General features: G+C 39.9%; 20 protein-coding genes. 14 read left to right on the top strand and 6 right to left on the bottom strand.

Features of this window, described 5'->3' with window-relative positions; translation table 11 throughout:
- Positions 1–173: 173 nt before the first annotated feature.
- The 5 genes from QT327_RS18525 to QT327_RS18505 all read left to right on the top strand — a co-directional run bounded on the left by QT327_RS18525 (position 174) and on the right by QT327_RS18505 (position 5,078).
- Positions 174–962, top strand: coding sequence for an SAM hydrolase/SAM-dependent halogenase family protein (locus QT327_RS18525; protein WP_130857036.1), 789 nt, complete (start codon positions 174–176; stop codon positions 960–962).
- 79 nt (positions 963–1,041) lie between these two features.
- Positions 1,042–1,506 (top strand): hypothetical protein, encoded by a 465-nt coding sequence (locus QT327_RS18520; protein WP_289553667.1) that lies wholly within the window; start codon positions 1,042–1,044, stop codon positions 1,504–1,506.
- Between the two features lie 123 nt (positions 1,507–1,629).
- Positions 1,630–3,462 (top strand): ABC transporter ATP-binding protein, encoded by a 1,833-nt coding sequence (locus QT327_RS18515; RefSeq protein WP_289553666.1) that lies wholly within the window; start codon positions 1,630–1,632, stop codon positions 3,460–3,462.
- An 18-nt stretch (positions 3,463–3,480) separates the two neighbouring features.
- On the top strand, positions 3,481–4,869 hold the full coding sequence (locus tag QT327_RS18510) for an MBL fold metallo-hydrolase (protein WP_013665798.1): 1,389 nt from the start codon (positions 3,481–3,483) through the stop codon (positions 4,867–4,869).
- Positions 4,870–4,928: 59 nt separating this feature from the next.
- Positions 4,929–5,078 (top strand): hypothetical protein, encoded by a 150-nt coding sequence (locus QT327_RS18505; RefSeq protein ID WP_165447021.1) that lies wholly within the window; start codon positions 4,929–4,931, stop codon positions 5,076–5,078.
- Positions 5,079–5,093: 15 nt separating this feature from the next.
- Here QT327_RS18505 and dprA read toward each other — a convergent pair whose 3' ends face one another.
- The 3 genes from dprA to QT327_RS18490 form a co-directional block, all read right to left on the bottom strand.
- On the bottom strand, positions 5,094–6,188 hold the full coding sequence (gene dprA, locus QT327_RS18500; RefSeq protein WP_289553665.1) for a DNA-processing protein DprA: 1,095 nt from the start codon (positions 6,186–6,188) through the stop codon (positions 5,094–5,096).
- A gap of 80 nt (positions 6,189–6,268) precedes the next feature.
- Positions 6,269–6,904, bottom strand: a complete 636-nt coding sequence (rsmG, locus tag QT327_RS18495) for a 16S rRNA (guanine(527)-N(7))-methyltransferase RsmG (RefSeq protein WP_289553663.1) — start codon at positions 6,902–6,904, stop codon at positions 6,269–6,271.
- Positions 6,905–6,924: 20 nt separating this feature from the next.
- Complete coding sequence (locus QT327_RS18490; RefSeq protein WP_130857031.1) at positions 6,925–8,049, bottom strand: glycosyltransferase; 1,125 nt, start codon at positions 8,047–8,049, stop codon at positions 6,925–6,927.
- Between the two features lie 165 nt (positions 8,050–8,214).
- Here QT327_RS18490 and tgt point away from each other — a divergent pair, with 165 nt between their 5' ends.
- Together tgt and QT327_RS18480 are read left to right on the top strand one after the other, a co-directional pair.
- The gene (tgt, locus tag QT327_RS18485; protein ID WP_130857029.1) at positions 8,215–9,345 is read left to right on the top strand and encodes a tRNA guanosine(34) transglycosylase Tgt; all 1,131 of its coding nucleotides are present in this window, start codon (positions 8,215–8,217) and stop codon (positions 9,343–9,345) included.
- Positions 9,346–9,494: 149 nt separating this feature from the next.
- Positions 9,495–10,571, top strand: coding sequence for an LptF/LptG family permease (locus QT327_RS18480; RefSeq protein ID WP_289553661.1), 1,077 nt, complete (start codon positions 9,495–9,497; stop codon positions 10,569–10,571).
- Positions 10,572–10,617: 46 nt separating this feature from the next.
- Here QT327_RS18480 and QT327_RS18475 read toward each other — a convergent pair whose 3' ends face one another.
- Positions 10,618–11,841, bottom strand: a complete 1,224-nt coding sequence (locus tag QT327_RS18475) for an acyloxyacyl hydrolase (RefSeq protein ID WP_289553660.1) — start codon at positions 11,839–11,841, stop codon at positions 10,618–10,620.
- A 1,342-nt stretch (positions 11,842–13,183) separates the two neighbouring features.
- Between QT327_RS18475 and QT327_RS18470 the strand changes: the two genes are divergently transcribed.
- From QT327_RS18470 to QT327_RS18460, 3 genes are all read left to right on the top strand, one after another.
- Positions 13,184–14,041, top strand: a complete 858-nt coding sequence (locus tag QT327_RS18470) for a hypothetical protein (RefSeq protein WP_289553659.1) — start codon at positions 13,184–13,186, stop codon at positions 14,039–14,041.
- A gap of 9 nt (positions 14,042–14,050) precedes the next feature.
- Positions 14,051–16,039, top strand: a complete 1,989-nt coding sequence (locus QT327_RS18465; RefSeq protein ID WP_289553658.1) for a hypothetical protein — start codon at positions 14,051–14,053, stop codon at positions 16,037–16,039.
- Between the two features lie 94 nt (positions 16,040–16,133).
- Positions 16,134–16,439: a hypothetical protein gene (locus tag QT327_RS18460; RefSeq protein ID WP_013665789.1), complete on the top strand. Its 306-nt coding sequence runs from the start codon at positions 16,134–16,136 to the stop codon at positions 16,437–16,439.
- Between the two features lie 3 nt (positions 16,440–16,442).
- Here the strand turns inward: QT327_RS18460 and QT327_RS18455 are convergent, their stop codons facing one another.
- Both QT327_RS18455 and QT327_RS18450 read right to left on the bottom strand, forming a co-directional pair.
- Positions 16,443–17,129 carry an MCP four helix bundle domain-containing protein gene (locus QT327_RS18455; protein WP_041387335.1) on the bottom strand — a complete coding sequence of 229 codons (687 nt, stop codon included), beginning with the start codon at positions 17,127–17,129 and terminating at the stop codon, positions 16,443–16,445.
- 97 nt (positions 17,130–17,226) lie between these two features.
- Positions 17,227–18,186 carry an SGNH/GDSL hydrolase family protein gene (locus QT327_RS18450; protein WP_013665787.1) on the bottom strand — a complete coding sequence of 320 codons (960 nt, stop codon included), beginning with the start codon at positions 18,184–18,186 and terminating at the stop codon, positions 17,227–17,229.
- A 243-nt stretch (positions 18,187–18,429) separates the two neighbouring features.
- On the opposite strand from QT327_RS18450, the gene QT327_RS18445 reads away from it, so the two are divergent.
- The 4 genes from QT327_RS18445 to QT327_RS18430 all read left to right on the top strand — a co-directional run bounded on the left by QT327_RS18445 (position 18,430) and on the right by QT327_RS18430 (position 22,410).
- The gene (locus QT327_RS18445; protein ID WP_013665785.1) at positions 18,430–18,867 is read left to right on the top strand and encodes an RrF2 family transcriptional regulator; all 438 of its coding nucleotides are present in this window, start codon (positions 18,430–18,432) and stop codon (positions 18,865–18,867) included.
- A gap of 54 nt (positions 18,868–18,921) precedes the next feature.
- A complete protein-coding gene (gene hmpA / locus QT327_RS18440; protein WP_013665784.1) occupies positions 18,922–20,127 on the top strand; it encodes an NO-inducible flavohemoprotein in 1,206 nt (401 codons plus the stop codon).
- Between the two features lie 152 nt (positions 20,128–20,279).
- On the top strand, positions 20,280–20,816 hold the full coding sequence (locus tag QT327_RS18435; RefSeq protein ID WP_289553655.1) for a hypothetical protein: 537 nt from the start codon (positions 20,280–20,282) through the stop codon (positions 20,814–20,816).
- A 106-nt stretch (positions 20,817–20,922) separates the two neighbouring features.
- A complete protein-coding gene (locus tag QT327_RS18430; RefSeq protein ID WP_207303776.1) occupies positions 20,923–22,410 on the top strand; it encodes an alkaline phosphatase PhoX in 1,488 nt (495 codons plus the stop codon).
- The last annotated feature ends 36 nt before the right edge of the window (positions 22,411–22,446 follow it).

Here is a 22,446-nt window from a genome sequence, read left to right as displayed (position 1 = left end):
GGAAATATTCACAACTAAATATGAAAAATTCATGCTAGGTTTGCACCTTAAAATCCCTACGCAAGATTACTAATTATAGTGCATAAAAAAAAGTATTTGCATCAATAGTAATCGTACTAAAATACTCCCTTCCGGAGCAAAATGGGATTTTATCAGCGGACTGAGATTTAGATATGGGCATCATTACGTTAACCACAGATTTAGGACATAAAGACTTTTACCAAGCTGCACTAAAAGGGAGTATTATCAGTTTATACCCCACTGTCAGGTTGGTAGATGTGTCCCATGATATCGCTCCCTTCAATATACAACAAGCCGCCTTTGTTTTAAAAAATGCATACCGATATTTCCCAAAAGACACCGTTCACTTAATCGGTATTGACTCCGTCTTTAATAAAGATACACGATATTTAGCCGTCAAGTATAAAGGCCACTACTTTGTGGGGGCTGATAACGGTATATTTTCTTTGCTACTCGACGGTGATCCGGAGAAGGCCGTTGAACTTAATATCATGCAGGATTTAAAGTTTCTACATTTTCCTCTTACCGATATCTTCGCCAAAGCGGCAACCCATTTAGCCAAGGGCGGAACTATGGAAGACATCGGAGATCCTGTGAATTCGCTTGTCAAAAGAGTTATTATTCAACCCATTATAGACGGCGACACCATTAGAGGAAGTGTTATTTATGTCGATTCTTTTCAAAATGTTATTACCAATATCAGTAAAGAGCTTTTCAACCAAATACAGCAAAATCGGGATTTTGAGCTATTTTTTCGTCGCAATGAATCCATAAAACACTTAAGCTGGCATTATAACGAGGTACCGGAGGGTGAAAAATTATGTCTTTTTGGAATTAGCAATCATCTTGAAATCGCAATTAATAAAGGAAATGCTAGCGGCCTTCTCGGTCTACAGGTGGGAGACATTATTCGCATAGAGTTTAAGCCGGTAAGGCAATAGGCTTTACGTGATAAGCTAAAAGACATATAGATTAATCTGGTATGAGTTTATTCCGACTTCCTGATATACTTTAACGAAAATGAAATACAAATTAATCACAATTTTAGTATTTACGCTCAGCATGAACGATTGCTTTGCGTCCTTTCAAGAAGATAGCACAGCCTATGAAAGACAAAGGGCAAAGGTAAATCGATTATTGGATCAACGAAGCCAACGCTTTGGTGAATTTGATGCTAGCCTACGGGCCCGATCAGGCATTTTTGGATTGAAAACCAAGAAAGATATGCAAGCATCCATTGATATACTCAAAGAAATTGTAAAGACGGATAACAATATATTTAAAGAAACCAAAGCATTACTGGATTTCAAAGATATTGAAAAGCAAACAGTAGAAAATAAAGCATTGGAATCCGGCTCTCGCATTACCGGCTATATCAATACCATCAGTAAACTCCGGAAAAGCCAAGAACAGCTCCTGGAAGAAGTAAATGTTTTAAAAAGACAGAACAGTGTCTATCTCAATGTGCTCATCATTCTTTTTTAGCACTGGCAACGGTATCATTTTTATTAGTTAAGCGAAAAAAAAATTGACTTTACAGTGATAGGCATGCCCTTTTATGTCACTACCTTTGCATGTTAAGTTATTTTAAAACCGATAATTCGATTAATGGCACGTGCTCGATTAAATAGTGGAAACGGAATTACCGATGAACTACCTAAAACAAAAATCAACAAAACATCACTCCGCAACGTAAAGAAACTTTTAAGATACCTTAGACCTTATCGTTTGAAGTTTATTCTGGGTTTGTTTTTTCTATTTTTGTCCAGCATCTCCTTGTTGGCATTCCCGGCGCTCATGGGCGGTATGGTAGATGCGGCTCAGGGAAAACAGGGTTTAGCCTTTATTCCTGCAAGTATTAAAGTGATCGGTCTTATTGCATTCGCCATTTTGTTCTTTCAATCTTTTGTGTCTTTCTTTCGTATCCGGCTCTTTGTAGAAGTTGCCGAAAAGACCTTGGCCGATATCAGGCGTGATACTTATTTTAATCTGATTACGCTTCCGATGGATTTTTTTGCCAATAGAAGAGTAGGCGAATTGAATAGTCGATTATCAGCTGATCTGTCACAGATACAGGATACCATGACCACCACCTTTGCAGAGATGATCCGACAAAGCATTCTCTTGGTTGGCGGCGTAAGCTTTTTATTTATTGTATCGGTCAAGCTCACCTTGCTCAACCTATCCATTTTACCTGTTATCGTCATCATCGCAGTTTTTTTCGGTAAATTTATCCGTAATTTATCACGGAAGGCACAAGACAAGCTGGCCGAATCGAACACCATCGTTCAAGAAACACTCCAGGGTATCAGCAATGTAAAAGCTTTTGTCAATGAGGCTTATGAAGCGAATCGTTATCAGAATTCGCTGAAAGCCGTTGTGCAATTAGCCCTACGAGGAGCAAGTTATCGCGGTTTATTTGCCTCCTTTATTCTTTTTTGTATTTTCGGTGCAGTCGTAAGTGTTATCTGGTATGGCTCTTCGCTCATCGCTACCGGCGAACTCTCGGTTGGAAACCTTACTACCTATATTATCTCTTCTTTATTTGTAGCAGGTTCTATGGGCAGCTTTCCTGAATTGTACGCCAATGTACAAAAAGCCGTAGGCAGCACAGAGCGCGTTATCGAATTGTTAGAAGAAAAGAGGGAAAACGTTTCTATAATTCCAGAGGAAAACGAGATAAAACAACGTATAAAAGGTGATCTCGCGTTTCACCATGTGCAGTTCGCCTACCCCTCAAGAAGCGAAATTACGGTTCTAAAGGATATATCTTTCAGCGCCCATGCCGGTGAAAAAATAGCCATAGTGGGCCCAAGCGGTACCGGTAAATCTACGTTGGCATCACTTATTCTTGGATTTTACCAACCACAGGAAGGCGATATTTTCTTTGATGGAAAAAAAGCAGAAAGTTATCGGTTAACCGATATAAGAAATCAAGTAGCCATTGTACCACAAGATGTCTTGCTTTTTGGAGGATCTATACGTGAAAATATTGCCTATGGTAAGTTAGAGGCTGACGCAGAAGAAGTAATCGCCGCCGCCAAACGTGCCAATGCACACGATTTTATTATGGGTTTCCCCGAAGGTTACGATACCTTGGTGGGAGAAAGGGGTGTGAAGCTATCCGGTGGGCAGCGCCAGCGTATAGCCATTGCACGGGCACTGTTGAAAGATCCCGCCATTCTTATATTGGATGAAGCTACTTCATCGCTCGATTCCGAATCAGAACGCTTAGTTCAGAACGCCTTGGAAGAACTGATGAAAAACCGTACCTCGATCATTATTGCGCACCGTCTTTCCACCATACGGGAAGCGAACAAGATTATTGTTATCGAAAAGGGCCGAGTAATTGAATGCGGTACGCACAGCGAACTTATTCAACGTGAAACAGGATTATATCGTTATCTTAGCCATCTTCAACAAGAAAAAGTGAACGGATAGTCTGAACTGCTAAAAAATATGAATTTAACGTTTTGGGGTGCGGCTCAACAAGTAACGGGAAGCATGCACCTCTTAGAAATAGAAGGTTATAAAATACTGATTGATTGCGGTTTGAATTACGAACCTTCTGTCAGTTTGGAAGATAACGAGCACTTTCCTTTCCATCCGTCCGAAATTGATGTCCTTATATTAACACATGCGCACATTGATCATTCGGGAAATATTCCTACACTTATCCGTTCGGGATTTCAAGGACAGATTCTAAGCACCTCTCCTACCGCAGCACTAAGCGAATTACTTATGCTGGACTCCGTAAATATCTTTCTTAAACAAGAAAAGAGAAAAGTAAAACGGGGAAAGAAAACGTTTACAAGGTATAATAAGCCGTTGTATTTACAAAAGCATGTAATGGATGCTGTCGAACGTTTTGTGACGATTCCTTTTCATAAACCGTTTCGAATAACAGGCAACATTACATTAACCCTGATTCCTGTGGGGCACCTATTGGGCGCGGCGGCGGCAATTCTAGAGATTGAGGAAAACGGGCAGACAAAGAAAATAGCTTTTTCAGGAGACTTGGGTCGAAAAAACTATCCCATATTGCCGGATCCCCAGCCTCTTCCGCCAGTTGATTATTTAGTGTGCGAGTCTACCTATGGCGGACGCCACCATACCGATCAGGATTTCACAGAAGTTTTAATCAATACAATAAAAGAGACCTGTATTAAAACACCCGGTAAATTGATTATACCCGCATTTAGTGTAGGTCGGACACAAGCATTGGTATACAGTCTTAATCGCATTTTTTCAGAAGGACTTTTACCTCCCGTACAGATCTTTGTGGATAGTCCGCTTGCCAATTATGCGACAGAAGTTTATCGAAAATACTACCACCTTTTAAATGAAGAGGCACAGCGTTTTTATGCAAGAGAAGGCGACCAATTCTCTTTTGAAAATCTAAAATATGTTGAAAACCTGGATGAAAGCAAGGATATCTCGAATTATTACGATCCTTGTATTATCGTTTCATCTGCGGGTATGCTGGAAGGAGGAAGAATACAGGATCACCTATACGAAAATATTCAAAATTTTTATTGTACTATCCTTTTTATAGGATACTGCGCCAAAGGGACCTTAGGACATCGCTTGCTTCGAGGTGATTCCATTGTAAAGATAAGAAGTCGGGAACTTTCCGTTTTTGCATCGATCAAACAAACAGATTGTTTAAGCGGACATGCGGATCATCATGATCTGGTGAATACGATTTCAGCACACGATAATCAGAGTTTGAAGAAGATTTTTTTGGTACACGGCGATTTGAGCAGTATGCAAGCACTGGAGGCGGATCTCGTTGGAAAAGGCTATCAGGTTGAGATACCGTCAAAAGGAGATTCCTTTGCACTTTAAGCATATCCAAGTAAAGTGTTGATCTGGAAACAATGTACCAGTCAACTTGTTTATTCAGTATGGGACTCAGAAAAAGAATATTTAAAGTACTGGTTGGTGTCAATAAATTGATCTTACCGAGTTTGGTTCATAAAGATCCCGGTCAATTGAATAAGATTCAAAAGGCCATTTTAGGTTGGCGTTATTGGACGCTGATTAATTCATTGTAAAACGTCCTTATCAGACTAGGGAGTTCTATACATCTTTCCCGGCAAAGCGATTAAGACCCCTTTCATTTCCAGTTCTAATAGAAGAATCGCCAGCTTACTCTGGGTAAGATTTGTTTTATAGGCTAGCGCATCGATCCCTATAGCCCCACTTTCTTTCACAATATCGAATACGTGTTTTTCTTCCGGGTTCAGGATTATTTCAAGACTTAGCTGCTTCTCTTCTTTTTTTTCGCTAGTGAGGTCCCAATTCATTAAATAAGCTAAATCTTTCGCCGAACTGATGAGATGGGCACGATGGGTTTTGATGAGATGGTTACAACCGGAGGAAGATTGCCGTTTGATATCTCCTGGAAATGCACACACATCACGATTATAGGCATTCGCAATCTCCGCAGTAATCAATGCCCCTCCCTTAATGGTTGCCTCAACAACCACCGTGACGTCTGCCAATCCCGCGATAATTCGATTGCGCGAGGGAAAGTTTTGTCTATCTGGATTGGTGCCTGAAGGATATTCTGTTAATAATCCTCCATTTTTTAACATGTCAGTAGCTAAGGTCCGATTAATTGCGGGGTAGATACGATCCAAGCCATGCCCAAGTACCCCAACAGTGGCAATCTGGTTTTTTAGACAAGCCTCATGAGCGAAGCTATCAATGCCGTGCGCTAGGCCACTTACGACAAGTACGTCTTCTTGTCTAAAGGATGCCACAAATTCTTCACAGATGCTTTTGCCATACTCGCTTGCATTACGGGTACCTACAATGCTTATTACTTTTTTGGTTTGAAGATTGGCATTCCCCTTAAAATATAGTAAGACCGGTGCATCAATGCATTGCTTTAGTTTGACCGGGTATTCCGGTTCTGACCAAAACAAAACCTTGATTTTATGTTTATCAATGAAAGCAACTTCCTTCTCTACTGCGTTCATCACCTCTTTATGAAGAATATTCCCGGCGACTCGCTCTCCGATCCCGGGAATAAGCATCAGCTGTTTTTTAGATGATCGGAACACTTCCTCTGCACTTCCACAATGATCGATTAATTGCTTAGCTAGGGTATTTCCAACCCCTTTAATTTGGGTCAGTGCCAACTGATAAACGAGTTTCATGAATTGATAGGTTTTTAGTAAAAGCCTAAAATAGAAAAAAAGGCTTGAACATCAAACATTCCACGTGAAACTCTTAAAAATCAACCTTCTATATAAACCACATATTTCGTTTCAAAAAATTCCTCATCAAAAAAGTCAGCGATCGGGAACAATTCAGTATGTAATTTTGACTCGGCAATTTCTTCTGTTAAATCTCCTCCTTTTAGATACAGAATTCCATTGGGAAAGGCATGTAATGAATCTTTTTTAAATTTATTCCGCACCCATGGATAAAATTCGCCTAAGCGGGTAACTGCCCTCGAAATGACAAAGTCGAACTTACCCGGAATTTGCTCAGCGCGTGAATGACTCGTTTGTATATTCGTGAGCCCCAAAGCATTCGCCACTTCTTTCACCACCTTAATTTTTTTCCCAATCGAATCCACTAGAAGAAACTGTGTTTGCGGAAACAGTATAGCCAAAGGTATACCCGGAAAGCCTCCTCCCGTGCCTACATCTAGAATGGTTGCTCCAGCCTTGAAAGAAACCAATTTCGCAATAGCTAGGGAATGTAGCACATGTCGTTCATACAAACTATCGATGTCTTTTCTGGAAATTACATTAATCTGCGCATTCCAAAAGGCATATAAATCCTGTAAACGATCAATTTGCTCTTTTTGAATAGCTGTTAGTTCTTTGAAGTATTTATAGATGATTGCGGGAGATGTATTTTCCATATTCGTCGTTTTTTAGAGCCTTATTTCCACTGAACATTTTTCCTGAATAGAGCAAAAACGCCCATGACAGAGATGTATATAAAATGTAAAAGATCCATTAGCGGATACCACCATATGAGGTCTTTTACCTGCAAACGTTTCATGATTGGGATATTAACGAGCAATTGGCATAGTAAGCGGAAACAATAGACGCTTACGGCAAGAGGCCAAAAGCGAGGCTGTAAAACCAATATAAGGATTATAAGTAAATAAAACGCTACCGCGTTGAAAGCTTGGAAAGTAAGCATCAATTTATGTTTGCCCTTATAAGCTTTTCCAGCACCGAAATGTCTGTTTTTCTGACGCTGGTAGTCTTTGTAAGTGCTCTTAGGTGTGCTCCAAACATGCGCCTCCTGTGCTACGCAGATGGCCACGTTACTTTTCGTAGCATTTTGATTCACAAAGAGGTCATCATCTCCTGAAGGAATATGCATATGAGAAGCGAAGCCTTTCTTTTTAAAAAACAGGGATTTTGTATAGGCAAGGTTTCTTCCAACTCCCATATAAGCATTCTTTCTTAACGCGTTCGACAAATAATTCAAAGCCGTTTGGTAAGTTTCAAATCGGACGTACTTATTTAAAAAACCGGAAGCACGTGTATAGGGTGAATATCCCAACACAATCTCTACACCGGGCCTAAACTGCCGGGCCATACATTTTAGCCATTGATCAGTTTGCGGAAAACAATCGGCATCCGTCAATACCAAGTGTTCATACTGAGCGCCCTTGACGCCTAAGGTGACGGCAAATTTCTTTCCTTGTCGATTTCGACCTTGGTCGCGGATCTCCACGGTACGTAGGTATGGGTAACGGGCCTGAAATTCTTTTAAAACCCAGTTAGAATCATCACTTGATCCATCATTTACAACAATTACTTCGAATTGCGGATAATCTTGCTCCAATACTTCCGAAAGATATAGACGCAGATTACTTTCCTCATTCCGCGCGCAAATGATAACGGACAAAGGGGGATATATTGTATCTCTTTTTAAATCATCCACGGGATAACGCCCTAAAAGTCCCTGAACAAAGAATGTGTAGTACAGTTGAATAATCAAGGAAGCGCTCAACAACGCCGGTAAAACAAGGTGTAAATATTGTTCCAAAGTATCTGATTATAGTAGTATGTGGCTGCAAACTTAGATAAAATTGGTAGCATACGCAATCAAATGAACTCAAGCAAAAAATGACCTGCGCGAAGAGATTGCATAATCATTGCATTTTGTCTAAGTTTGCAAACTAAATATTTTTTGCTAAGGGCAATTCCTTAAATGAAATTTACACTACAATCCACTGATAAAAATTCAAAGGCTCGCGCCGGCGAATTAGTCACCGCACATGGTACGATTCAAACACCTATCTTCATGCCCGTCGGCACGGCCGGTTCAGTAAAAGGTGTCCATCAACACGAACTGAAACAAGATATACAAGCGCAAATAATTTTGGGCAACACCTATCATTTGTATTTAAGGCCAGGTCTTGATGTCATACAGGCTGCCGGTGGATTACATAAATTTAATGGTTGGGACAAGCCCATATTAACCGATAGTGGAGGTTATCAGGTATATTCCCTTACCGAGGTGCGGAAAATCAAAGAAGAAGGCGTCACGTTTCGTTCTCATATTGACGGATCGAAACACCTCTTTACACCTGAAAATGTAATGGATACGCAACGCATTATCGGCGCTGACATCATCATGGCTTTCGACGAATGCACTCCTTACCCTTGTGACTATCGCTATGCAAAAAGATCGCTTGATATGACACATCGCTGGTTAAAAAGATGCTGCGATCGATTTGATAACACTGATCCCTTATATGGTTACGAGCAAACACTTTTTCCAATTGTGCAAGGATCGGTATATAGAGATCTTCGGGAAAAATCGGCGGAAACGATCGCTTCATTCGGTCGTGACGGAAATGCTATTGGAGGATTATCCGTAGGAGAACCAGCCGAGGAAATGTATGCGATGACAGAGGTGGTAAACGCAATCTTACCTTTTGACAAACCACGCTATCTAATGGGAGTGGGTACACCTATTAACATTTTAGAAAATATCGCTTTGGGTATTGACATGTTTGATTGTGTTATGCCTACACGCAACGCCCGAAATGGCATGTTATTTACAAGAAATGGCATTATCAATATCAAAAACAAGAAATGGGAGGCAGATTTCTCGCCAATAGATCCGGATAGCGATTTGCATACCGACCTGTTCTATAGTAAGGCCTATTTACGCCATTTAATTCACTCGAAGGAACTTTTAGGCGCTCAGATAGCTACTTTACATAACCTGCATTTCTACCTTTGGTTAGTACAGGAGGCCCGTACTAAAATTCTGGAAGGAACGTTTTACGAATGGAAAAACAAAATGGTTAAACAGTTGGGAGAACGGTTATAGTAGTTGTTGGTTGTTAGTTGTTAGTTATTGGTTGTTGGTTGTTAGTTATTGGTTGTCCGTTATTGGCTTGGTTACGAGTAGCGCAAACCCCATCTAGCTAATTAGCCAATGAGTTTTTTAATTTTTAATTTTGATTTTTCAATTTTCAAGTGAACATCATCGATAAATACATAATAAAAAAATACCTTGGCACTTTTGTGTTTACGATGGCTATTTTCACTGTTGTGGCTGTTATCTTTGATATCTCGGAACGTATGGATGACTTTCTCAAAAACCATGCGCCGCTTTCTAAGATTGTTTTCGAATACTATGCCGGCTTCATTCCATTTTATCTCAATTTCCTCAGTCCGTTGATCAATTTTATTGCTGTTATTTTCTTTACCGCTAAAATGGCTGATCAAACCGAAATCGTGCCAATTTTAAATGGTGGTATGAGTTTCCGACGTTTTTTGAGACCTTATTTTATAGCAGCCTCGATAATCTGCCTAGTCACACTGATTTTTAACATCTATATTATTCCGCGAACCAACAAACTGAAAATAGGTTTTGAGAATATTTATGTAAAACCTATCGACAATAACAGTAAGAGTTCCACCCATATGCAGATAGACAAAAACAGCTTTGTTTATATCGACAATTTTGACAACGACCGCAAAGTAGGTTACAATTTTATTTTGGAAACCTTTAAGGGGCAAGAATTACAGGAAAAATTGATTGCCGACCGGATTACATGGGACTCTGTCAAAAACAATTGGAAGATTGAGAACTATACAATTCGTATAGTAAATGGCTTAAACGAAAAAATGATAAAGGGTACATCCAAGGACACCACCTTGGATATGTCACCGAGAGATTTTGAAATTCGCGACAACGTATTTATGGCCATGACCACCCAAGAGTTAAATGAAAATATTGAGAAAGAGAGAATACGAGGTACCGGTAGAATGACCGACCTCAAGCTGGAGAAGTACAAGCGTTTTATTTATCCGTTCTCTGCTTACATTCTTACTTTGATGGGAGTCTCCTTATCATCCAAAAAGGTACGTGGCGGGATCGGTTTAAGTCTCGGCGTCGGAATAGCGCTTAGTTTTACCTATATTCTGTTTATTCAGTTTGCCAATATGTTCTCACTAAAGGGAGGCCTCCCTCCTCTTTTGGCGGCTTTTATCCCCAGTCTGATCTTTCTCGGTGTGGGCCTTTATCTTCTTTATAAAGCACCTAAATAGGTTCTATTTTCATTGATGGCGATTTTGATCTAAAACAGACGTCAATTTATGGCTTATTTCCTTTACGAAGATCCAAGGTATAACCGGTGGTCCACTCGATAAAATCTGCCTTACCTGCGTGTGCCTTAATAGATACACCAGCAAAGAAGTCTTTATAAACATAATATCGGCCACCTATCCGCAGATACATCGGCTTTGTTTCCCGGTTAAATTCATTTCGATGCAAATAGTAACCTACGTTCCCATTCAAATACAACTTGGATGTCAACAAATGGTCGATATAGAATGCCGGCCCTCCCGAAAACAAGGCATTAAAAGAGCTTTCTTTATCGCCTGCCACTTCCGGATCGTTGGCAGAGGCAGAATAAAAAATATTAGCGCCGAGTCCTAGACGCCATTTATATCCTAAATAGCGACTCCAAAAGACACCGATAGTCGATTTAAAGTATTTTCGCTCATTATCCTCATCCAATTGTTTAAAACCAAATGCATAGCTAAACTGAAGTTCGTCTTCTTTCGGGTTCGGGGCAATATATTGCTTGCGAAAATCGAAGGTTTTCGCATTGGGCACATAAGTCACGGCAGCTGTGAAAGGAAGCAGATTAATACCTGTGTTAGGTAGTTTTAATGCCCCATTGGAAAAATGATGGAAGGCCAAACCGGCTCCGATCTGAAAATGCCGACTCAATGTATAGTTAACCTGACCGCCGAAATCAATAAAAACATTGTTTTTTGTACCAATAATTAAATTGAAGGGATTCTCGTCCTCGCTATAGGGATTAAATCTACCGGACAGACCAAGGGAAATGCGATAATTGAAGTTCCACCGACGGTTTACGCGCGGTTTAATGGGGATGGAAACAAAGCCATAAACAGCATAGGGATCTCCAACATGATCAAGTCCAAAAGTACTGGAATACAACCCTACACCATATACGGGGTAATTGTAAAGCTGGTGGTAAACATCGCCTCCGTGCTTGGTTTGCCAACCGATTTTCAAATTAAAAGCATTATAATAGGCATCCCTTAAGGATTCCTTCGCTCGTTCATTACCCGTTAATACGCCTCCATTTTCGTGTTCCAATTGAATCACGAAATGCTTCTTTTCACTAATATTTATTGATGAAGAATCTGATAGAGACAAATACCGGGGGTGAAATTGGGCCCATGATTTGTGGGTAGCTACCGTAAAAAGTAATAGAAAAGAGAAAACGATTTTCGACAATTTCAACATATTTAATTGCAAAATGGGGGAGCGCAAAGGTAACATTTTTATGCCTTTTTGAAAGTATAAAAAAGGAAAAGACCTTAGCCGAAAAATACAGACTCGATTTTAAGCCCTTTTCAGACCTTTTAAGGAAACAAAACCCAAAGCGGCCACCAAGAAGGTTAAAATCTTATTCAGCCCTTAAAAGCGTTAAAAAGCAGTCTCATTATTGCAAAGCGCGCTAACTATTGAAAGTCAAGTATGCATTTTAAGGCAACAAGGCGACGGGTATAAGATCAGCATCGACAGATTTTTACTCCATGTGCCATCTGTGCCGGACAAGGCTTAGTGTATTTTATTGGCTTGCTAAAATTTTCGCAATGCCATCCTAAAACGACCACTAAACCTAGCCCGCGTACGTCTTTATTATTGCTCGAAAATAAAAATGGAGAAATTAGATAATACCGCTTAGCGCTCATAGACAAATGGATCCAAAGAGAAAATTGATTTGGGTTTCTATTACGGGAGCAGAGCTATTTAAAATGGCTAACCGAATTAAAAAATCATATAGACCAAGCAATTTTTATAGGCAACAAAAGCTCCGCTGAAAAGAGATGACTTTGTATTTACTAGTTAAGGTTATAGCTGGCTTATTATCTTGCTGAGGATTCTTGAAGCTGCCAGTATATTCAAGCAATGTGAATACGAATAAAACACTCAAAAAAATAAGACATAAATTACACTAAGTATTAGAAAAAGAAAGAAAAAACGATTACAATTCACGCTCGGGTCAATAGCTATATTTTAAAAAAAACGACCCTCCTGCACCTGCATCACAAACTTCTGTAACTTTAAAACAAAATGAAAAGAGCGAGAAAAAAAAGGAACCGATCTCCTCGAAAAAAAAAACAGCACTCGATATGAACTTCTTAACAGGCAATTAACCCTATTGATCACTCCATAAAAAGAAGGCCCACCTACACCATAAGATCTTTTTTTGTTTCGATATAGGAGCATTTTTTTCCAGCTTACCATGCCTCTAAATAAATAGTACTTTTCAAAGATTATGAAAGAAACTACACGCAACAAATGGAAGCCTACAACTCGATGATGCGAAAACCCGGAAGGGTCGAGATCAAATATTTGAAGAGAAGCCACGCAAAAAAAACTATAGATAGTGTAGCGTTGTAAAAAAAATTAAATACATTTACGAAATACACACAAAGAGGCTACTGTTCGCTAAAATTCGTAAAAAAACACAAGACATAAAGCACTTATTCAAACATCTTAATAAATAATAAAAAATTAAAAATCAATTAGTTTTAAACTTTATATTAACAAAAAATAAATATATCAAACAATTAACCAGCCAATAAAAAACTAATATTTTTAGCAATCTGTTGTAATGACTCGAAAAAATAAATATAAAACACTTCTTATCAATACATTATCATTAACAATATCACTTTTTTATTCACCATTGGCATTTTCACAGATTTTCGACGACTACCAAAACCCTCCAAGTGTAAAGTGGAGAGAAATACAAACACCCGAATTCCAAGTTATTTTTCCTGCTGAATTTGAGAATCAGGCCCAGCGTCTAACCTATGTCTTAGAATCAGTCCTAACCAAAGTCAGCAAATCAATTGGTAAAAAACCAAGAAAAATTTCGATTATTTTGCAAAATCGAGACGTGGTTTCCAATGGTTTTGTACAACTCGGGCCGCGCCGTTCTGAATTCAGCACTACCCCACCGCAGCAAATGGATTACCAGGATTGGCTCAATAGTTTGGCCGTGCATGAGCTTCGTCATGTGGTGCAATTCGATAAGATTTCCGGGTATTTAAAAGCGCCACTTTTTGAACAACTAGCCCTAGCTATTTTCGGCATCACACTCCCACCTTGGTTCTATGAGGGCGACGCTGTAGGAATCGAGACAACCCTCAGCACCGCCGGTCGAGGTCGCTTGCCTTCATGGGAACTTCCATTTAGAACAAATACACTAAGTGGTAAAAAATATAGCTATCAAAAAGACTTCTTAGGATCGCTAAGACATATCACTCCGGGTTATTATCAACTTGGGTATTTTATGACGACGAAGATGCGAAGAGACTATGGTGAAAATTTTCTAGAAGACCTGATGACACGGATTGCCAAGAACCCAATTAGACCTTACAATTTCAGTAGCAGCTTAAAGACATTAACGGGTTACAACACGGAATCCTGGCATAAGAAAACGGTGGAAGAGCTTGATAGCTTATAGGCGGATCAGTTGAAAAAAACCAACCCATTAACCTACACATCTTTTCCGGAAAGTCGGTCTGAAATAATTGATTTTTTGTTTCCAAAAGCACTTCCAAATGGTAACACACTAGCCTTACAAAGAAGCAACCATAGTGTACCAAAGATCGTTTCGATCACAGCAGATAACCGGATAGAAGAGGTCATAAAAACCGGAATACAAACCGAGCCGCATTTTTCTTATGGTGGCAACAAGATTACCTGGGACGAGCTTCGCTATGATAAGCGGTATTTGAAAAGAAATTTTCATGTCATTAATGTATATGACCTAGCCAGTAAAAAATACAAACAACTGACCTTTAAAACACGCCTGTTCTCCCCTGCTTTGAGCGCCGATGGGATGCATATTGCCACAATAGAAATCAATCTCGAAAACAGGGCATCGCTACTTATCTTAAACAGCACGACCGGCGCAGAAGAAAGGCGGATTGCTCTGCCTGCAAACCTCAATGTCCAAACTCCTTCTTTTGACAGCAGCGGAAAAAAGGTCATTACTACCGCCGTTCAACAACAGGGTGCCACGTTGCTTGAAGTTAACCTCCAAACGGGCGAAAGCCGACTATTGATGGGGTGGCAGAAGCAACAGTTAGAAAGACCGATCTATATTCCGCAAGGCATCTTATTCAAAGCTCATTACAATGGTATTGACAACCTTTATCTGTTACCTTATTCAGGAGAAGCCCCCCAACAAATCACCAATATCAAATTTGGCGCAACCAACCCTTACTTTGATGAATCTTCAGGAAGCATTTATTTCAATAATTATCAGGTAAATGGCTATATGATTAGCACGCTAAATTTGGAGCAAACCTTAAGTCAGTCCATTACCCCTACCGCAGATTCCTTTATAAGCTATTTTAAGCCGCTTATACAGCAAGAAAATATAACAGACACATCTACCTTCATTCCAACGAAAACTTTTGCCTCAAGGCCTTATAAAGATATTCAGCACCTTTTTAATTTTCACAGCATTTCTCCCGTAGGCGATGACATCTCCAGTATAGACAATTTTGATCTAGGTTTGCAACTGATGTCTGACAACTTACTGAACACGCTTTCCACTCGAATTGGATTTAATTATGACCAGAATACCAGTCGCACCGACTACTACGTCAGTGCTTCCTTGAAACGCTGGTTTCCCAAATTCACCGTTGAGTATCGCAATCAAGCGCAGTTAAGCAGTGTTAGGCTTCAGAACAACCTCAATGAGCGCGTCCCTCTCCGATGGAGAGAACACCATACCGAGCTTAAAACCACCATCCCTTTAACTTTTAACCGACTGAACACGCTTTATAACACCGGTGTATCCATTGGGACTAGTTATACTTGGCGTTATGACATCAGTTTAAAGAACATTTCTTTACCGAATTTTTCCCAGGTACGATTTCCGCTTCTTCTGCAGTACTATTTCAACAGAAACAGCAGAAGGAGTTTGCTGGATCTTGCGCCAAAATGGGGACAGAACCTGAATTTCATCTATAGAAGTATGGTTTTTGATCGACGTTTATCGGGAAACCTTTTTTCCATGAAATCTACTTTTTACTTTCCCGGTTTAGTAAACAACCATTCGCTTCAGGCACGTTTTAATTTTCAGGAAAGGAACGGTGATTACCGTTTATCTAACGATATTCCGATGGTTAGCGGATATGATCAACTTCTCACTACCGACGTACATAATACTTTATTTTTGGACTATCGATTTCCTATTGCTTATCCTGATTGGGACATTAGTCCACTTGCTTTTATTAAACGACTTAAAGCAGGAGTATTTGCCGATTTCGAAAATTTTGGGCGACAAAATCAATTCTCTCCCCGCACCTTAGGTATAGAATTACGTGCCGACCTAAATATTCTCCGGTTCTATTTACCAAATTTCGATGCCGGTGTACGCGCTATTTATGTTAATGATGCAAGCCCAAAAAATATTGTATTCACGTACGGGGTAAGCTATACCTATTGAAAAACAAACAAATAGAACACTTACATGTTCCATAAGTTGGCATATTAGTTGATCTTATTATGAAAAGAGTTATTTTAGTTCAAAAAATAAGCTTATGAGCGCAAAAACTATCTTCATTATTATTTTAACGGTTTTGGTTACCATTATTTTAATGAAAAACACGGATGAAGTAATCTTTTGGATTTTCGGTGACCGTTACATTCCTAAACTTGCTATCTTGGGTAGTATGTTTGCTTTTGGCGTTATTGTTGGCTTCCTTTTAGGACGACCCAGGAGAAAAACTGAAAAATTGAATCCCCCATCACAAAACTTTCAAACAAGCACGAATACAAAATCAGAAGAGTTAACTGACCCTTACCGTTCCAATCTTTCAGAAGATGATCGGAAGTATCTTGATTAAAAGCTAGTTTAAATTAAACGGTTGTTTTTTCTTTATCACACTTTTGGATGCTAACACAAGTACCACTACCATTATTCCGATTACGATAGATAAGATAATCTGCAATGTGGAAAAGAAACGGGTACCTGATATGACAAACTGTGCATCCGCCATTAATTCGCGACCTACCTGAGTTTGGAGCCTTTCTAGCGCGGAAAGCCCTGCAATGGTTCTATCAAGCGCATCCTCGCCGCCTTCCCGGTATTTTGTTACACGTTGTTGCAAACCGATCTCAGAAACTCCCAATAAATGATTTTCTAAGGACATATAGTGTGCAAGCTGCTTTTTGAATCCCTCTAGATACATTTTTTCCTTATCAACCAAGTAGGTTTTTTCGTATTTATTTAGCAGTGAGTCGATAAATTGATTATGGTACTTCATCCGTCCCGCTAACTGCTCTATACTGACAGCGGAAGGTGTTGTATCATTAAGGAATTGAAGCATCAGGAATTTCTTGGCATAAAGATGTTCCGTCATATAAAAAATATCGGATGCAGGCACCAATCGGTCATCATACATCGACAAAAGCGCATTGCTAATACTTTTCACATTCTTGTCCTCTAATACCCTGATTAACACCGAACATGCCATAATACAGAACAACAAAAAAGCAACTTTAAGCTTTTGCCGAATAAAGTAAGTCCACCTCATACTGTCTACAATTGATAGGCCGTGGTAAAAAACAAACATAAGGAAAAATACTTCCTATAACAAAAAACTCGTGGAGTCCGGATAGTAATCAGCTAAACTAATTACGTTTCAATTGAAATATTTCTCTTTCCAGCTGCTCATATTGAATCGCTGCTTCCTCCATCGGCAAGCCAATGGGCATCCCGGGCCGTTCGTGCCCTGTATAGGTAAGCCATGCGTCTTTCATAAACGACTGCCGTTTACCTATCAATGTATATAAATTAACAATATAAGGCTGACTTTCCAGAAAATCGTTTAATGTTTTAACTAATCCTCCTTGTAAATGAAAATATTGTAACAGGGCCTTTGCTATTAGCCAGTGTCCTTCTTTGCCCGGATGCACGCCGTCTTCAGCAAGTTTGAAGTCAGCATCTTTCTGACGCTTTTTTTCCAAATAAGCACGCATTGGAAAATGTACATCAATTACCTCCCATCCTCTCGCTTTCCGCTGAGCTAACAACCATTCTGCATATTTATCCAAAACAAGATTATAGCCTCCTAAACCCTTATCTTTATCATCATGTATGGGCGGTGTCATAAAAATGATACGTTTAACCCCCGCCGCTTCTAACGAATCACGTAATCTAATCATACCTCGTTTATACGCTTCAAAGCGATTCATGTCAAAAGGCAAGTATATCCCATCGTTCATTCCATAACAGGCAAAAGCAATATCGATCGGTTTGCTCTTCTGAAGCACGCTGGTTACTCGGCTAAAAAGGCAGGGCCTCGGAAATTTTCCATCAGCATGATCAGGCTCGCTAAGACCAGAAACCGTTTCACTTGGTAAAGCCAGATTGATAACTTCGGGATTATTAGCTGGGTAGCTAACGCTTAATGATGTTTCAAATATTGAAACATAATCTCCACCATAAGTTATACTATTGCCGAGAAACAATATTCGCTTAGCATGTTCTAATGGATAGGGAGCATCTTGGGCACGTATTACACCCATCCCCGCCATCCAAACGTATATAGTGACGAAAAGTGTAGACAATATACATCCTGATTTTTGCATAACTGGCCTATTTGATGAAACTCAAAGGTAATCACCATTCGGCATTTATTAGTCAGTCATCTTTGCTTTTTATGCTGATCTTTATTCATCAACCTATACACCTACAGGTAATGCAGAAAACAACAATCTTACAAAACGGGTTGGAACTTATATTAAAAGTTAGCGGAATAATAAAAGATATTTTTGTCTTTTATTTTACATGCATTATATTTGTCACAGGATAACTGTAAGAACACGAAAGCTATGGGAATTTTTTCTAAAACGGCAGAATATGCAATGCGTGCTGTGTTCTACATTGCACAACGATCACACGAAGGGCAGCGTACAGGTATCAAGGAGATAGCTGATGCTGTAAATTCCCCGGAAGCTTTTTTAGCGAAAATACTGCAAAAATTAAGCAAAGTAGGGCTAATTCAATCGGTTAAAGGCCCTAATGGGGGCTTTTATATTGATACCTCAGGCTTTAGTCGCCCTTTAGCAGACATTGTAATAGCGGTGGAAGGTGACACGATTTTTAAAGGTTGTGGAATGGGTCTATCTTATTGTTCGGAAGAATATCCTTGTCCCTTACATGGCGAATTTAAAAAAGTTCGAAATCAGATCACGCTGATGTTACGCAACACGACCATTGGTCAGTTCAATGCAGAACTTATCAAAGGGCAGCTTACATTAAATAAATAGTTTTTTTACCCAAATAAAAGACTTTAAAGTCTTTTATTAACAACTGAAATAAAAATGAATGAACAACAGAAAGCACTTGTAAAAGGTACCGTACCGGTACTTAAAGAGAATGGAGTACTACTAACTACTCACTTTTACGAAAGGATGTTTAAGCACAATCCCGAGTTGAAACACGTATTCAATATGGGGAATCAGCAAAATAAAAAACAACAAACGGCTCTTGCGATGGCTGTGCTCGCCTATGCCGAGCATATCGATAATCCCGGTATACTGATGCCAGTCGTTGATAGCATTGGACAGAAACACACCAGTCTCGACATAAGGCCGGAACAATATGCCATTGTGGGCGGACACCTCATTGCATCTATTTCAGAAGTGCTGGGAGATGCAGCTTCAGAAGATTTATTAAAAGCTTGGGAGCAGGCATATCATGAACTTGCACAGCTCATGTCCGGACACGAACAGAAACTATATAAAGAAAAATCAACAAAAAGCGGTGGCTGGGTTGGCTGGCGTCCCTTCCGAGTGGAGAAAAAAATAAAGGAATCTGCAGAAATCACCTCCTTTTATCTTTACCCAACTGACAACGGACCAGTGGCAGATTTTCTTCCAGGCCAATACGTCAGTTTACGTTTATTCCTTCCTGAACTTGGGTTATTGCAGCCCAGACAATATAGTATATCCTGCAAACCAAATGGTATCTATTATCGAATATCTGTTAAAAAAGAAATTGGAGCAAAACAACCGGATGGCATGATCAGTAATCGTCTGCATCAACATATTGAAGAAGGTGCTATTATTGATCTTTCAGCACCCTCGGGGAATTTTATTTTGAAGCAAGGAGAAACGTCTCCACAAGTGTTTATTAGTGGCGGAATTGGTCAAACACCCCTCCTATCCATGCTAGAACATTTAGTCGACCGGAAGTCTCCGGTACCAATCACGTGGATTCATGGATGTCGTAACGAGCAAGTACACGCTTTTAAACAACATCTACATCATATCTCATCACAACACGGTAAGCTACAACAGCATATCTTTTACGACGTTGTTAGCGACTCGAAAACAGGAGATATCCTGCCAGGATGGGTTTCCCTTAATAAGATTCCGGAGGAGTTCTTGTATCGGCAGGCCCAATATTATATCTGCGGTCCTGGCCCATTCATAAAAACACACTATAATTACCTTTTGTCTATCGGAATCTCAAAAGATTCGATACACTTCGAGGAATTTGGACCTGCTTCAATTTCAGCAGCCTAATGCTAAAATTGGCGATGCACTTCTTAACAAACAGTAGTGCATCGTTACCTGACTGCATTGTCATTAGACCATCATTCCCGCTAACCCATAACTTTGTTTACGTATTAGTTCAGGAACTTGTAGTTAATTTAAAAAACTTACCTTTGTGGTATATGATGAAGAAATTTAGTATTTGTTATTCCCTATTAGTGACCGGCTTACTGCTCACCTTCACTCAGTGCCAACAAAATGCAACTAAGCAGGGCGAAGAACCTGAAAGCCTTCGGGCCAAACAAGCGGAATCGATGATGGATGGAGACACTACGCTGGTTGCCGTATTGGAAATCGATAGCGTTGTCCGTTTATCGGATAGCCTTCCCATCGTGTTCAAAGTATACAACCCCACAAAGGATACCTTGCGTTTTACGCAATACCATACACCGTTTGAAGGCTTTATAAGCAATTTTCTCACCATTACCAATACACAAGGAACGGAAGTGCCTTATCTCGGTGCTATGGCGAAAAGAGTGATGCCCCCTCCCGCCGAGAGCTATTGTACGGTGGCGCCTTCCACATCGGACAGTGTACGCTTTTCGATCATGAAAGGATATGGCATTACTCAACCAGGCACCTATACGATTCAATATAATGCAGGTAATGTAAGTGGTATGGCTAACGGGGAACCGGTAATTGTACGCGTAGTTGAATAAACGTTCTTCAAAAGAATCCATTTTTTTACCAACCAAGAATTAACATAGTCTTAAATCTTAGCTCATATTGACCAACTATTTTTATAGCAAATCAATATTGAAGACTATGCTAAACATAAACGCTAAATATGCTTTACGATTAGGTATAACATCCTTTGTGCTTTCAACCGTATTGATAGGGGGATGTAGTAAAGACGACGACAAAAACGACAATGAAACAAATCCGGAATTGGAAATTGTTGATCAGTCGGTTAATCCTTCCTTAATAAAAACCCTTGCGGGTTTCGACAATCTAAAAATCACTACGCTCATTAGCAGTGATGACGTGTTACCGGAATCACCGGACTTTATCTTTGGTGCGCAACCTGATGGTGCAGGCATGCTTAAAAATCCGGATGGAAGCGGCTACATTCTTATCAATAATCATGAGATACTGCAATCGGTTTCAAGAGTATACTTAAACAACGAATTAAAACCGATCAAAGGCGAATACATTGTAGATTCGGATGGGGGCATGACCCGTTTATGTTCGGCAACCTTGGCAACACCGGAAGAGCACGGCTTTTCAAAACCGTTATTCCTCACTGCGGGGGAAAGCGGCGCTGAATCTTTAATCCATGTGATTGACCCATTAGGGCCGATTGATAAAAAAAACACGCAACGTACAAATCTTGCCTTTGGTCGTTGGAGCGCTGAGAATGCTGTACCATTACCTAAAGATGCCTATTCAGGAAAAACCGTGGTCCTCATTGGCGAAGATGAAGGGGATGGACAGGTGGCCATGTACGTATCGAATAATCAGGGCAACCTGGAAGATGGCAAGCTATATGTACTAAAGAGAAGTGACAATAACACTGTTGAAACGGATATCGAGAAAGGGAACAGCTATGATGTAGAGTTTGTTGAACTCGATAACGTAAAATCCAGCACCGGTGCGCAGTTACAACAACAAACCGTGGAAAAAAACGCCATTATGTTTGCCCGCGTAGAGGATATCGACTATAAAAAAGGTGGAGGAGCCAATGGCAGGGAGGTTTACTTTACCGCTACCGGCGTAAGTCAGTCTGATAAATTGACACCTGTAACAGGGAAAACCATGTGGGGCCGCGTTTATAAACTGGTTTTAGACGCAGACAACCCGCTGAAAGGAAAATTGGAAATAGCTGTTGACGGCATCGATAACCCAGGTGAGAGCATTGTAAATCCAGATAACCTGTGCGTAACGGAGAATTTCGTATACATTCAGGAGGACGGCGACTCTTTCTATAAAGAAAACAAACATGATGGAACGATTTGGCAATACGCCATAGCAACAAAAGAGTTGAAACCGATGCTTCAAATGAACCACCGAAGAAATGAAGCAGCTTTTAACGCAAAATACAATCCGGATAACGTTCAAACGTTGAGCACTTGGGAGTATGGGGCTATGTATGATATATCTGATCTAATCGGTAAACCCAATACCTTTGTCGTCAATATTCACCCGCACACGTGGAAAGATGACAAATACTTAAATGCAGATGGGGGCGATGCCCGATTGACAGATAACAAAGAAGGCGGACAAGTGGTCATTGTACAAGGAATTGCTAAATAACCAATTCATCACATCTACCTATTTTCCCCTTGTAGC

Origin of the sequence: Olivibacter sp. 47 (assembly GCF_030372825.1) — a bacterium.
GTDB lineage: Bacteria > Bacteroidota > Bacteroidia > Sphingobacteriales > Sphingobacteriaceae > Olivibacter > Olivibacter oleidegradans.
Note: the sequence above shows the minus strand (reverse complement) of the source record. Positions and strands in the feature narration are given on the sequence as shown.